The organism is Coprococcus ammoniilyticus (assembly GCF_025567345.1).
GTDB lineage: Bacteria > Bacillota > Clostridia > Lachnospirales > Lachnospiraceae > Coprococcus > Coprococcus ammoniilyticus.
The window spans coordinates 68,404-82,962 of sequence record NZ_JAOQJS010000004.1 but is presented as its reverse complement, the minus strand read 5'-3'; the positions used below and the strand labels follow the sequence as shown (position 1 = coordinate 82,962).

Annotated in this window: 15 protein-coding genes; 1 reads left to right on the top strand and 14 read right to left on the bottom strand. The window is 42.6% G+C overall.

What is annotated here, in order from left to right; genetic code table 11:
- Nucleotides 1-145: 145 nt before the first annotated feature.
- The gene (locus OCV60_RS06830) at nt 146-274 is read left to right on the top strand and encodes a hypothetical protein (protein ID WP_021944114.1); all 129 of its coding nucleotides are present in this window, start codon (nt 146-148) and stop codon (nt 272-274) included.
- 480 nt (nt 275-754) lie between these two features.
- Here the strand turns inward: OCV60_RS06830 and OCV60_RS06825 are convergent, their stop codons facing one another.
- The 14 genes from OCV60_RS06825 to OCV60_RS06760 form a co-directional block, all read right to left on the bottom strand.
- Nucleotides 755-901: a hypothetical protein gene (locus OCV60_RS06825; RefSeq protein ID WP_008401909.1), complete on the bottom strand. Its 147-nt coding sequence runs from the start codon at nt 899-901 to the stop codon at nt 755-757.
- 36 nt (nt 902-937) lie between these two features.
- Nucleotides 938-1,357 carry a hypothetical protein gene (locus tag OCV60_RS06820; protein WP_021944113.1) on the bottom strand — a complete coding sequence of 140 codons (420 nt, stop codon included), beginning with the start codon at nt 1,355-1,357 and terminating at the stop codon, nt 938-940.
- A 145-nt stretch (nt 1,358-1,502) separates the two neighbouring features.
- A complete protein-coding gene (locus tag OCV60_RS06815; protein WP_021944112.1) occupies nt 1,503-2,264 on the bottom strand; it encodes a YoaK family protein in 762 nt (253 codons plus the stop codon).
- Nucleotides 2,265-2,455: 191 nt separating this feature from the next.
- The gene (pckA, locus tag OCV60_RS06810; protein ID WP_008401912.1) at nt 2,456-4,060 is read right to left on the bottom strand and encodes a phosphoenolpyruvate carboxykinase (ATP); all 1,605 of its coding nucleotides are present in this window, start codon (nt 4,058-4,060) and stop codon (nt 2,456-2,458) included.
- 185 nt (nt 4,061-4,245) lie between these two features.
- Nucleotides 4,246-6,594, bottom strand: coding sequence for a ferrous iron transport protein B (gene feoB / locus OCV60_RS06805; protein WP_117821998.1), 2,349 nt, complete (start codon nt 6,592-6,594; stop codon nt 4,246-4,248).
- A gap of 20 nt (nt 6,595-6,614) precedes the next feature.
- Nucleotides 6,615-7,430, bottom strand: a complete 816-nt coding sequence (locus OCV60_RS06800; protein ID WP_262529873.1) for an HAD family hydrolase — start codon at nt 7,428-7,430, stop codon at nt 6,615-6,617.
- Between the two features lie 84 nt (nt 7,431-7,514).
- A complete protein-coding gene (locus OCV60_RS06795; RefSeq protein WP_118674357.1) occupies nt 7,515-8,708 on the bottom strand; it encodes a nucleotidyltransferase family protein in 1,194 nt (397 codons plus the stop codon).
- 13 nt (nt 8,709-8,721) lie between these two features.
- Nucleotides 8,722-10,446: an ABC transporter ATP-binding protein gene (locus tag OCV60_RS06790; protein ID WP_118674355.1), complete on the bottom strand. Its 1,725-nt coding sequence runs from the start codon at nt 10,444-10,446 to the stop codon at nt 8,722-8,724.
- Complete coding sequence (locus OCV60_RS06785; RefSeq protein WP_117822002.1) at nt 10,443-10,913, bottom strand: hypothetical protein; 471 nt, start codon at nt 10,911-10,913, stop codon at nt 10,443-10,445. The genes OCV60_RS06790 and OCV60_RS06785 overlap by 4 nt, the downstream gene beginning before the upstream one ends.
- Before the next feature lie 27 nt (nt 10,914-10,940).
- The gene (locus OCV60_RS06780) at nt 10,941-11,201 is read right to left on the bottom strand and encodes a PqqD family protein (RefSeq protein ID WP_262529871.1); all 261 of its coding nucleotides are present in this window, start codon (nt 11,199-11,201) and stop codon (nt 10,941-10,943) included.
- Nucleotides 11,202-11,251: 50 nt separating this feature from the next.
- Nucleotides 11,252-12,055, bottom strand: coding sequence for a hypothetical protein (locus tag OCV60_RS06775; protein ID WP_262529870.1), 804 nt, complete (start codon nt 12,053-12,055; stop codon nt 11,252-11,254).
- 135 nt (nt 12,056-12,190) lie between these two features.
- The gene (locus OCV60_RS06770) at nt 12,191-12,805 is read right to left on the bottom strand and encodes a hypothetical protein (protein ID WP_262529868.1); all 615 of its coding nucleotides are present in this window, start codon (nt 12,803-12,805) and stop codon (nt 12,191-12,193) included.
- Nucleotides 12,806-12,998: 193 nt separating this feature from the next.
- Nucleotides 12,999-13,718 carry a CpsD/CapB family tyrosine-protein kinase gene (locus OCV60_RS06765; protein ID WP_021944103.1) on the bottom strand — a complete coding sequence of 240 codons (720 nt, stop codon included), beginning with the start codon at nt 13,716-13,718 and terminating at the stop codon, nt 12,999-13,001.
- Complete coding sequence (locus OCV60_RS06760; RefSeq protein ID WP_262529867.1) at nt 13,715-14,539, bottom strand: YveK family protein; 825 nt, start codon at nt 14,537-14,539, stop codon at nt 13,715-13,717. Before OCV60_RS06760 ends, OCV60_RS06765 begins: the two co-directional genes overlap by 4 nt.
- Nucleotides 14,540-14,559: the final 20 nt, after the last annotated feature.

Sequence of the window (14,559 nt, the reverse complement as noted above, 5' to 3'; positions counted from 1 at the left end):
TTCAACAATCCTTATCATTTTTATTGTATTTCTTTTCGTACATTCGCATAATTTTTACAAATTTTTTTAATCTCTGAAAAAAGCTTGACACAGAGTGAACTCCAAGGACTATCATTTAATTATCAAAGACAAGAAGGATCGTCAAATGAATAAATTATCAGACACATTTGAACTGAAAAATAGAGTATCAATTCCATGCATCAGATATGGAAATGAAATCAGCGTTGGCAAAGGGATTTCCGAAAGTGGAATTGCGATACATGGAACGCCATGACATATTTGTATAAATCCGGCAAAATCAGTAACACCATATCGAATCGTTGAAAATGCCAACGTGTGCTTATCATATTGAATACCGGTTGTTTTCCTGCCGGCACATCCAGTGCCAACCGCAGCTTGGTCGCCGGCTTTATATCTATCGTTCCTGCCATTTTATCCCTTACTTTCTTCTTTATATATCGTTCATTCTGAACAGACGAATCTATACTTTATCTCCCATCCTGATTTTTGTCGATTTTTAAGTATATGTAATGAATATTTTAACATATTGTAAACAGAAAATCCAGTATTTTATATCAGGAATGCGTTAATTACGGCAAATAACCGCATACGTGAAAAAAGCTGCCGGAATCCATCATATATCTCCCTTTTCACCTGCATTATATCAGGCAAAACCGGTTAATAAATGACCAATTCCGACAGCTTTTTGTCTCAGCTATTGTTTCTTATAATATCCCATATAATAGTATACTGCTTATGATTCTCTGCTGTTCTTCTCTGCATCTGCAGATATCTTATCGCTATCCGATTCTTTTTTAATAAATGTCTCATTAATGAAAAAGAATCCTCCGAGACCGATTGCAACAACGCCAAAAACAATAGCAAATATATCCATACCCATTTTATTATTCTCCTTTTCTTCTTACATATTCAGTTTTCAAATGTAAGAAGTCAGGAGTTTCTTTCCGTCCTTTTTATGTATATACTCAAGCCTTCGATACCATTGAGATGCATGCACCAGTGTGCCGATCTTCACCCACCATTTTCTGGTATCACAAACGAACCCGGATAAGGTAAACAGAAACGGTAAAACCAGGATCCACAGATCAACTGTTTTCTCCGATTGAAACGATTTCAGGCTCTGCGTTTCAAACACTGTACGAAGAACGCTTCCTGTCGGAAGTATCCCTATTTCATTAATTGATGTCGTCCGGACTTCACGAAGCACAGATTTATTCTGTTCAAGCCCCCGCTCCATTCTGGAACTTTCTATATCACCTATGCCAAAAACGGTGGCAGCTAATATCAATATGATACAATATATCACACATATTTGTTTCTTCTGTTGTTGAAGCATAGTTGCCACCTCACTTTCTGTAGATTTCTTTCTGCATATCCTATACTTACTGCATGCCACATAATCAACACACTTGAGAACGAATAATTCTGCGTTCATTATCTCATAAATATAACAAAATGAATATTCTTTATTTTATTCTTATCTATTTCTTAATTTCTTCGCGGAGCTGTGTTCCAAGTTTCTGAATATCTTCTTCCAGATCACCCTCCAGCTCATGCACATCTTTTTCAAGACGATCCTTAAACATCAGAAGGAAACTGATAAGAAGCAATCCGCTGGATACCCAGATAGCATGGAAGCCCAGATGTACCGACAAAACACCTCCGATTCCGGCTCCGACCGCAAAGAACAGGATCACACCGAAATAATACAGTGACATTTCTAACTGCTCCGGCTTCTTTTCTCTTAAATATACAGATAAGGCCGCTGTACCACTTCTGAGATTTCCGATACACATCGTACTCGCATAAGAATGTCCGTTGACTTTCCGGAATGTCTGAACCTGCATTGCACAGGAAAAAGATACCAATACCGTTGCCAGCATGTTCCATCCTTCTGTTAAAAATCCAACAAAAAACAAAATTAAAATCTCCATCAATAAAATGGATTGTCTCCAATGAAGCTTCTTTGCGTATTTGAACCGTCCCTGTACCTGTTCTGCAAAGAACACCCCAAATGCAAATGCAAACAATGGATACAGATAACGAAGTCCTGCCTGCCATTCACCCATCATAAAATGCTGACTCATCAGCACTACATTTCCTGTCTGCGCATTTGAAAACACTTCATCTCTTGTAAAATATGTATAAGCATCCTGAAATCCACCGGATAACGCCAGAAACACACTGGTAATAAATGCTTCCGACATCTGCCGTTCTGCCTGTCTGTTCTGCCTAACTTTCATCTCAATCAACTCTCCGTTCTTCTTCAAATAATATCAGACACAATATAGTTAGCAAGAACGATATGCCCTGCTACAAAGAAAAACCGGATGTGAAACCCACACCCGGTTCTTCTTTGTCCGAAGTATATCCTGACGTTATAGTGTCTCAGGTGTATCTCACGAACATATATTGTATTCTGATCATTCAGATATTATTTCTGAGGACCTGCTGCAACTAATGCCTTACCGGCTTCGTTGCTCTCGTACTTAGCAAAGTTCTTGATGAATCTGTCAGCAAGATCTAATGCCTTTGTCTCCCATGCAGAAGCATCTGCATATGTGTCACGAGGATCAAGGATTGCCGGATCAACACCCGGAAGCTCTGTAGGTACTTCAAAGTTGAAGTAAGGGATCTTCTTTGTAGGAGCTGAAAGGATAGCACCGCTAAGGATAGCATCGATGATACCTCTTGTATCCTTGATTGAGATACGCTTGCCTGTTCCGTTCCATCCTGTATTTACAAGATAAGCCTTAGCTCCGCTCTTCTCCATCTTCTTAACAAGCTCTTCAGCATACTTTGTAGGATGTAACTCAAGGAATGCCTGTCCGAAACATGCTGAGAATGTAGGTGTCGGCTCTGTGATTCCACGCTCTGTACCGGCAAGCTTAGCTGTGAAGCCTGACAGGAAGTAGTACTGTGTCTGCTCTGGTGTCAGAATAGATACCGGAGGAAGTACTCCGAATGCATCTGCTGAAAGGAAGATAACATTCTTTGCTGCAGGAGCTGATGAAATAGGACGAACGATGTTCTTAATATGATCGATTGGATAAGATACACGAGTATTCTCTGTAACGCTCTTATCTGTGAAGTCGATCTTACCATTTGCATCTACTGTTACGTTCTCAAGAAGAGCATCTCTTCTGATCGCATTATAGATATCTGGCTCTGAATCCTTATCAAGGTCGATAACCTTTGCGTAGCAACCACCTTCGAAGTTGAATACGCCGTTGTCATCCCAGCCGTGCTCATCATCACCGATCAGGAGACGCTTAGGATCTGTTGAAAGTGTTGTCTTACCTGTTCCTGAAAGGCCGAAGAAGATAGCTGTGTTCTCACCGTTCATATCTGTGTTTGCTGAACAGTGCATAGCTGCCATTCCCTTAAGTGGAAGGTAGTAGTTCATCATTGAGAACATACCCTTCTTCATCTCTCCGCCGTACCATGTATTGATGATAACCTGCTCATGGCTTGTGATGTTGAATGCTACACATGTCTCTGAGTTAAGACCAAGTTCTTTATAGTTTTCTACTTTAGCCTTTGATGCGTTGTAAACAACGAAATCTGGCTCGAAGTTCTCAAGTTCTTCAGCAGTTGGCTTGATGAACATATTTGTTACGAAATGTGCCTGCCAAGCTACTTCTACGATAAAACGGATAGCCATACGAGTATCAGCGTTTGCTCCACAGAAAGCATCAACTACAAATAATTTCTTATTTGAAAGTTCCTTCTTTGCAATATCCTTAACGGATGCCCATGTCTCTTCTGTCATTGGATGATTGTCGTTCTTGTAACCATCTGTTGTCCACCATACAGTGCCCTTTGAATTCTCATCAACAACAATATACTTATCTTTAGGTGAACGTCCTGTATAAATACCTGTCATTACATTAACAGCGCCAAGCTCTGTTTCCTGTCCTTTTTCATATCCTTCAAGAGTAGATTTAGTCTCTTCCTCGAAAAGTGTTTCATATGAAGGGTTGTAAACGATCTCTGTAGTTCCGGTAATGCCATACTTGCTTAAATCAATATTTTTCATTGTACACAAATCCTCTTTTCTTTCTAAGTATTATTCTATGGAGGTTAGTTTGTACTACCAACTTCCACAGTCAATTTGTATTATAGCCATCCCTAATCAAAAAGTAAAGAAAATCTTTACCGGATATGACTTTTTTACATTTTTTTTATAATCATCACGCCTGTATTTTATAATTTATATTTGTTTTAGAAACACAGACAGATTGCATAGACAAGTGCCGCCATGATCCATGCAACAACACACTGTCCGACCACAACTACCAGTGCCCATTTGCTTCCAAGTTCCCGTTTTACGGAAGAAACGGCTGCTACACATGGAGTATACAGCAGACAGAATATCAACAATGACAGAGCGGATGCCGGTGTCAGGATCTTATGGATAACATCCATGCTTCCGGTCAGCACAGACAATGTTGATACTACACTCTCCTTGGCCATAAATCCGGATATCAGTGCCGTCGATATCCGCCAGTCTCCGAAACCAAGCGGTGCAAATACCGGTGCGATCAATCCTGCGACAACTGCAAGGATACTGTTCTGTGAATCTGCCGTCAGGTTAAAGTGCAGATCAAAGCTCTGTAAGAACCAGATCACGATCGTTGCCACAAAGATAACCGTAAATGCCCGCTGTAAGAAATCCTTTGCCTTTTCCCATAATAACTGCAATACATTTTTCAATGCCGGCATTCTGTAGTTTGGAAGCTCCATAACAAACGGAACTGCCTCACCCTTGAATAATGTCTTTCTGATAATAAGCGCCACAAGGATTCCTATCAGTATTCCCACAACATACAACCCGACCATAACAAGTGCTTTATACTTTGGGAAAAACGCTGTTGCAAAGAATGCATAGATCGGAAGCTTTGCAGAACAGCTCATAAACGGGGTCAACAGGATCGTCATCTTACGATCACGCTCCGACGGAAGGGTACGGCTCGCCATAATGCCGGGAACCGTACAGCCGAAGCCAACCAGCATCGGCACAATACTTCTTCCGGATAACCCAATCTTTCTGAGTGGTTTGTCCATGACGAAAGCAACACGAGCCATATATCCACTGTCTTCCAATAACGAAAGAAATAAAAACAGCACCACTATGATCGGAAGAAAACTCAGCACACTTCCAACCCCCTTAAAGATACCATCAATCACAAGTGAATGAAGCACCGTGTTCACCGACCATGCAGTCAGAAGCTGATCCATCTGCGCTGTCAGATAATCAATCCCTTTCCCCAGCAGATTCTGAAGTACCGCTCCGATCACATTAAAGGTCAGAAAGAAGACCGCTCCCATGATCAATATAAAGGTCGGTATGGCGGTATACTTTCCCGTAAGAACCGCATCGATCCTCCGGCTTCTGATACGTTCCTTACTCTCTGCCGGTTTGACAACCGTCTGTCTGCAGATCCGCTGTATAAAATCAAACCGCATGTCTGCAATTGCTGCCGCACGATCAATTCCACGTTCTTCTTCCATCTGGCTTACAATGTGTTCTATCATCTCTGTCTCATTCTGTTCAAGATGTAGAGATTTTTCCATCTCTGCATCCCCTTCTGCCACCTTCGCCGCAGCAAAACGAACCGGGATTCCCGCATTCTCTGCATGGTCTTCGATCAGATGCATGATTCCATGCAGGCACCGGTGCACCGAACCACCATGATCTTCCGGATCACAAAAATCCTGTCTGCCCGGTCTCTCCTGATATCTGGCGACATGAACTGCATGTTCGATCAATTCATCTACACCCTGATTCTTGATCGCAGAGATTGGAATAACCGGAATTCCAAGCATACTTTCCAGCTGGTTAATACGGATTGATCCTCCGTTCTCACGGACTTCATCCATCATATTCAGTGCCAGCACCATCGGTATATCAAGCTCCATCAGTTGCATCGTCAGATAGAGATTTCTCTCAATATTGGTTGCATCCACGATATTGATTATGCCCTTTGGTTTTTCATCGAATACAAACTGTCTGGTTACAATTTCTTCGCTGCTGTACGGCGAGAGAGAATATACACCCGGAAGGTCGGTTACTCTTGTGTCCGGATATCCTTTGATCATTCCCTCTTTCCGATCAACCGTTACTCCGGGAAAATTACCTACATGCTGATTCGAGCCTGTCAACTGGTTAAATAATGTCGTCTTGCCACAGTTCTGGTTACCAACCAGAGCAAAGGTCAGGATCTCATCCTTCGGCAGCGGATGTTCATCTGCTTTCACATGATATTTTCCGCCTTCGCCAAGTCCCGGATGCTCTACTAAAGCTTTATCCTTTTTGTTATCTTTCCTATGTTCGTCTTCATCTGATTTTTTATCTGATACCTCGATCTGCTCAGCATCCGCCAGTCGGAGCGTCAGTTCATAATCATGAATACGAATTTCAAGAGGATCGCCCATTGGTGCATATTTGATCAGTTTAACCTCAATACCGGGTATCACGCCCATGTCAAGGAAATGCTGTCTCAGTGCTCCATCACCGCCAACTGTACAGATGGTTGCGGACTGTCCCTCTTTCAAATCTTTGATCGTCATTTGTATCGCCTCTTAACTCTTTATAATAAATATTTATCAATTGCTTCTGCACATCCATCATGGTCACAGTCATTGACAACAACCGCAGCAACTGCTTTTACATGTTCATTTGCATTTCCGACCGCAATCGCTAATCCTGCAGTTTCCAATATATTCAGATCGTTGTCTGCATCACCGACCGCGATCGTCTCTTCAGGTTCAACACCCAGGTACTCACACAGCCGGAGCAGCCCGGTTCCTTTGGTAACTCCTGTCGCCGAACATTCCAAAGCGGTCTTCTCTGCATCCGCAAGAACAAGATTCAGTCCGGCAAGTCTCTTTCTGGTTTTCTCCCTGCCTTCTGTTGTCGCATGATACAGATTCAGCTTCGGGACCTCAAATGGATGTTCCTTATAATATTCATAGATATCATCGACCTGTGTTGTAACCTTCTCATACATTGGCCGATAGACGCCCATCCCAAAGCGTTCCATCTGGGGTATGTCCTTTTTCTGCACTATGGATTCGATTGCAAGCAGATGCACCATAAGATCTTCTTTTTTACTTTCTGTCAGAATCTTTTCTGCCAGTTCAATAGAGATTGAATTCGAATACAGGATCTTTTCCTCTTTTACATCATACAGGATCGCGCCGCTAGAGCAGACAACATAACGCAGCCTCGGAATCCGCTTAAAATATTCCCGAAGCTCTGCCACACATCTTCCGGTCGAAAGGATCACTTCCTTTCCTGCATCAAATGCACGGTTCACAGCTTCCAGTGTCCGCTCTGATATCCGTTTTTCGGAATTTAATAAGGTTCCATCCATATCAAAAGCAATCAACTTGTATTTACTCATATCCATGTCCGCCTTTCTGTTTTTATATTCAGATCTGTTTCATTCCGATACTGTTATTCTCTTCCATTTATATTTGTTTTGTGTTTATTTTTTTCTTATTGCTTTAATCTCTTCCGTAATCTTTTTCCGGTTCTTTATCAATCCACGCCCCCAACGGAAAACAGTATAAAACGGCAACAGGATCTTATGATGATATACCACCGGTACATACTCTTTATAAAATCCCATATCCGGGAAAAGTCTCCGCCACATGTACCGCCATTTTGTTCCGGTTGTGATCGTGCCTCCATCTGCCTGAAGTTCTTTCAGTGACCGTTCCACCATGCCGGCGACCGTTCCGTATGTGCCGGAATACATCAGTTCGGTAAGAAGCTCCCGCTCCTGTTCTGTAAACCGGTTCTTCTGCCCCATATCCTCCGATGCAAATATCTTATGTGCAAGACTCCGCAGTGTCTGCTCAAATTCCGATGCTCCGAACACAGCTAACTCCTGCCCGATATATTCATAATCAAAATGATCGACATATGCTTCATTCAGAATATAGCAATCTGTAAGTGTCCGTATTCCGGTTCCTGAACCTTTATGATGCTTATACGCATGGGCAATCACATAAATATACAGATCATTTTCTTCAAAATGATAACCAAAGGAATTACTTCCATCTTTTATCAGTCTGTCCTTCACATCCTGATAATATTGATTCCATTCTGCTCCCGGCTTCTCTGAAAACAATACCCGGTGCATCTCGAAATTATAGACCGGTTCTTTCAGATAAGTATCATGTGCTCCAACGCCATATGATTCCGTCTGATATCCATGTTCTTCCATATAAAACCGGATCTTCCGGCTGTATGCCGGATCAAACAAAATATCATTATCTGACATTTCCCTCATTCCGGGCTTCTTATACAGATCCTTTATGATGCTCCCCTTTAATGGCATATACCAGATACCTTCGGCTTCCATATATCTAAATAACTGCTTCCTGGCAGCATCTAACAGCATATTCTTGCGTAACGCCTTATCCCTTTTCTCCCGCCATGCCGTAAGAAGCTGTGGATACGCTTCCGCAAATGTCTGGTCTACCTTTAACGCAGGTTCAATGGCATCATAAACCAGAGCACCTAACATATGATATTTGCTCCACTTCCGGACAGCCTGCAGATTCATCTGATGTAGCCGTTCCGTTGATACCGCTTTCATATGAAGTCCAAACGTCACTAACTCCAGAAAATCCCATTCATTTTTTCCAAGTGTCCTGATGTTATACTGAATCATATTATCTCATTCCTCATTCTTCCCTGTTCGTCACCATTGCTATCGTACGGTCACACACCTGCAAAGCTGCCGGCCGGTGTGTAACGATCAGGACAGTCCGATCTGTCATTGCACGGAGATTGGAAAGCAGCCGTTTCTCTGTCTGTTCATCCAGTGCACTTGTCGCTTCATCAAGGATCAGAACCGGATGTCCGGAATAAACCGCCCTTGCAACTGCCAGACGCTGGATCTGCCCCTCCGATAATCCATGTCCCTGTTCTCCAAGTGAAGTTTCCATTTGTTCCGGAAGCTGATAAACAAATTCTGCACAGGCAGCTTTGAGTGCCTGTGTCAGCTTCTCCGTGTCGATATGCTCACCAAATGCCACCGCTTCTTTTATTGTTCCACTCATCAGATGATTTCCCTGCGGCACATAAGCAAACAGCGAGCGGAAGCCTGCATGCATCTTATACCTTTCACTGCCAAGTATTACGCTGCAGTCTCCGGAATCCAGTGCATACAGACTCATTAATATTTTAAGCACTGTACTCTTTCCACACCCGGAGGGTCCGGTCAGTGCCAGAAATTCTCCTTTTGCGATATGCATATTAAAATGCTCCAGAACCTTTCTTTCACAGTGATCTGAATCTGCCAATGCTTGAACTCCCAGCAGATCCGTATCTCTCCGATAAGAAAAGGAGCCGTCTGTGATCTCAAGTGCCGTAAATGATTCCTGAAAACCGGAAGGGCTCATCTCTGATCCGGCTCTATCCGGTTCAAAGGTTTCTGCCTGCATCAGCCGTTCTGCACTGGCAAGGCAGGCAAAATATTTTGGGAAATACCCAGACAGATTCGCAAACGGTGTCTGGATCTGTGCGACAAGCTGAAGCACTGCTATAAAGGTTCCATAGGAAACCTGTCCTTTCAATATTCCATACCCACAATATATGGCTCCCAGAATATAAGCTCCATTCATTGCTGCACCGAACCCGATATTACAGATATTGGAAAATCTGTTTTTCTTCATCCGGCTGCCCTGATGTGCATTCATATACCGGTCTGCTTCATCTGCCGTTTCCTGTTCTTTTACGAATGTGTGAAGGATCACCAGACCGGATAACCGTTCCGATAAAAAAATCCGTAATCTGCCATCTGCCTCCTGCACTTTTTTATGCAGACGTTTCAACACCCGTCGGAATATCCAGGTCAGAAAGACAAGCAGAAGACCTCCCGGTATCAATACATAAGCAAGTTCCGGCATAATACCGATCAGCAGAACAACCGCGATCAGGATCCGTGTCAGCATCCCGCATACACCGGGAACGATCTGCGCCAGTCCATCCGCCACGATCACGGTATCTGAAGTCAGGCGGTTCATCCATTCTCCGGAATGGATCTGTGTGACTTCGCGGTAACTTCTTCCCATAAGTTCCGAAAACAATCGTTTCTTCCAGATATTTTCATAAGTTGACCGTGTTTTTTCTTCCAGATAACGGTCAACCGCCCGGAACGTGATCTGCAGGATCACAAGCAGTACAAGTCCTGTTCCCGCTGCCACAAAACCGGAACGTTCTCCTTCCACCGCATGATCGATCAGATTCCGGAGCAACAATGCGAGCAGGCCGCCGGACATACCAAGAAGGACAGATATTATAAGCAGGAAAACGATATAATACCGCTTTCCTGCTATACCCTGCCACATCCATACAAATGTTTTCCTGTTCTGTTCACCCTGCATCATCCTGCTTTGTTTCTTCATCTGCTCTTACCCATTTTCCTGCGCAGCCGGGCAGCTCTTGCCTTTACAAATAAAATACCTGCCCGGATATAAAAAAGATCACACCATATATGCACATACCATCTGTATCGCTTATCCGTAACCGGAATCTCTTTTCCATCCCGTATCACCCCGGTAAGCACTCCGATAATATCCGGATCCGTAATATCATATTCTCTCCTGTAATTGTGATCCCCACAGATCACATAACCATCATTTCTTACAGAAAGTATCCTGTGCAGGATATAATGATCTCCCCTTTTATAAAGCACCGCATCATACTTTTTAAGCCGTCCTTCCGGTCTGGCCTTTATGATCATAATATCACGATGTTCCCGAAGGAGAGGCATCATACTGCGTCCTACATTGGTATATATAATGGTTCCATATTTGTTTAACTGTTCCTCATAAGTAGAACAGCTATCATATCCCTGTTTCTCCGTTTTCATTTTCTCTCTTTTTGCTGTTCCGGCTTCTTAATATTCGATCGCACCAATGGAATCCAGCTTCTTCAATATTCCCTTCACATCCCTGCGGACAACAGCCTCCGATGCATCATATGCATCTGTCATTGCATGAACGATATCATCCTCTGTCACAGTTTTTTTCAGACATTCTACGATAAAGCCTGCTGTCTCATTGCTTCTGACCAAACCGGAAAAGCTGTCGGTTCCGGCAGCTACCATGATCTGTTCTCCATCTGTTTCATATGTAATAAATTCATCTTTTAATTTCATTTACCGCTCCATTATTTCTGTATATTTTCGTTTTGTTGTTTTATATGTTTTTAATCTGCATAATCTATATCTGTATTCATTCCATTGTAGGAAGTCTCCACTGCCCGCATGGACATATTGCAGCCTAGCCGGTACAGCTTTGTTTTATCCATGATCTGCTCCGCCAGACGGATTGTCGATGATAATACCGCCGGCTGATCTGAACGATAACTCTGCTGTAATATCATCTTCCATGCATCCCGCTTCCTGATCTGTTCGATATGATTGACCGTATCCCGTTCCAGAATACATACTGCCTTTAATGGAACCATGATGTTGTTCTGCAGATGATCCTTGCCCGCCCATGGGGTTCCGCATGCCAACACACCTTTGCCGGTTACTTTCAACAATGGCTTATCGTCATTTACCATCACAGCACGATTTCCAAAATATTTGCGCCACAGCTTGGTATGTGTAGATTTTCCGGTTCCACTCTTCGCCGTGAACAGATACGCTTCTCCATCCACCGCTATCACCGAACCATGAAATAACAAGGTACTGTATGCGATCATCTGATCTGCGATCTTCCGGTATAACGCCAGCGTTTCCAGATATGCATCACTGTAGTATCCAAACCACGGTCTTCCCGGTCCTTTCCTTCCACCGGCCTGTTCCTGCTTCTCCGACCGATCCCGTTCCGCTGCGATATCCCTCTGTGTGATCATTACCGAAAATGCCTCCGGTCCCGTTGTCAGGTAGTCCCGGCAATATTCTCTTGTGCTTCTGTAATTCGCATAGATTTTTATCGTTACATCCGCAAGCCGAATCCAGAATATAAATTTTTCATTTTCAAATCCCATCTTTTCATTTTTCATGTTCCACATACCACCATCATTTAAAATACTGCCTTAGTTTACCACACAGTAAGGACAGCGTGCAATAAGAAAAAAGACACCCTCGTGGCCAGGGTGCCTTCAACGCTATAGCAATTTAATGTATTGTGTTAAATATTATTTAACTTTGATCTTGATTGTCTTTGTTGTTGCTTTGTAGTTCTTTGTTGCAGCAACCTTAACAGTTACTCTGTAAGTACCTTTCTTGATACCCTTAGCCAGAGTGATCTTGCCATTCTTTACAACAATCTTCTTTGAGCTTCTCTGATAAGTTACTTTAGCCTTATCCTTTACACCAGAAACCTTGAATGTATAAGATTTAGCTTTCTTCTTAAATGTTGAAGCTTTCTTGGTCTTATAACCGTTTTTAACTGTCAGCTTCTTCTGAGTTGCCTTCTTAATTGTGTATGAAGATGACACTTTTCCGGCATACTTGCCCTTACCAGTGATCTTTACTGAGTAAGTACCAGCATTTTTGCCGCTTGTAACCTTAACAGTATAGTCTGTACCAGCCTTTAATGTTACTTTCTTGCCGCTCTTGGTTTTATACTGAACCTTGATCGTCTTAGGAGTCTGTTTCTTACCTGTATAAGTAAGTGTAGAACATGTAATTGTTGTGTTCTTCTTTGTTAACTCCTGTGAAGTAACTGACTCTGTTGCAGCCATTGCTGTACATGGAATCATAAGAGCGATAACCATGATAATAGCAATCAGCTTCTTTAAATTCTTCATATTGAGTTTTCTCCTTCCTAGCACATTTTCGGATAAAAATCGTTCTGATCATTTTGAAAACTGAAGTTCTCTCACCACTTTAACCAGAACATCTATGATAAAACAGCCGTCTGCCACGTATCGGCCGAATCATCCAACCTGTGTCCATCTGCCAGATCCTGTTGAACGGATCCGCTATCTATCTGGATCTGTTCTATTTTCCGCTTTTCTGGTCTTTTCCATAGCCGTATCCATAGCCATAGGATTTATATTTTCCATAATAACTCTTGTATGCACGTCCGGATACTTCTACCCGGTTCAGGATCACACCCAGCAGTTTACAGCGAACCTGTTCCAACTGCTGCATGGATTGTTTTATCACGTTTCTGGACGTTTCACCACTACGGACAACAAGTACTGCACCATCACATAAGGAAGCAACCTGTGCAGCATCTGCGACACTGCCAAGTGGCGGCGAATCTATAATCACATATCTATACTGCTCTGCCAGTTTATTAAGCAGTTCTGCAAAACGATCATCCTCCAATAATGCAGATGGATTCTCTAACAGATTGCAACATGGCACGATATAACCATTTGGGATATTTGTTTCATATACAACATCCTCATATTCTGCCTGCCCGGACAGATAATAACCCAGATCCTTGATCTCGCCTTCTGTCTGGATATTATGTCTGCTCTTGATCACTGATTTTCTCAAATCCACATCAAGAAATACAGTCGGAAATCCGGCTTCTGCCATCATCTTCCACAGATTCATGGAAATGGTACTTTTGCCTTCATTTGGCAGACTACTTGTGATCAACAACTTCTTTGTATTTTTTCCACAAAACTTGATATTTATACGAAGCCTGTTCATTGCTTCTTCGACAGCATACGGCATTTCTTTAAAATCAATATTTATCTTTTTCATTTGCTTCGTCTCCCTTTCAATCCAGATTTTGTTTCTCCATATTCAGAGCCGTCCTCATTCTGTCCCAGTGACTCACTGTCTGGAATTGAAGTAAGCGGAACAATTCCAAAGTATTTTTCCATATCGGATGCTGTATGGATCGTATCATCCAGGAGATATCGTATGATCAGGATCAGACAGTAAATAAATGCGCCCGCCAATGCTCCGATCAGTGTATATTTCAGATAACTTGGTCCTGCCTTCTGATCCGGTATTCTTGCAACCTGAGCAATATTCGGTGCATTGGTACTCATTGTATCCGGAAGATATTCTACCGCGATCTCAGCCAGTGTGTTTGCTATGTCTTTTGCCTGCTCCGGATCTGTGCTTGTAACTGTTATCTTCAGTACTCTTGTATCCGCCGGATTCTCAAGTACGATCATCTGTGCAAGCTCTGCCGAATCCATTGACAAATTCAATTTGGAGATTACCTGATCCAATACAGGATAACTGAGCATTAATTCCTCATAATCCTTTGTCAGCGACATACCAATATTCAGATCGGACAGATTTACAACGGAATCCTCCGATGCAGATACGACATACAGTTTTGCGGTCGACTGGTACGTCGGTTTGATCATAAAATATGCATATGCATTTAACAGGACTGCACCAAGCAAAAATGCAAGTATGATAAAATGCAACTTATCCATCAGTGCATATCCCAGATCGACCAGATCTATCTCTTTATCGTCATCATCAACGGTCACCATCGTCACCTTATTGATCTTTTCTTCTTTTCCATTGTCCGACATCGGTACTTTTTTATTTTCTGCGCTCATGTTCTCCTCCATCCAAAGTA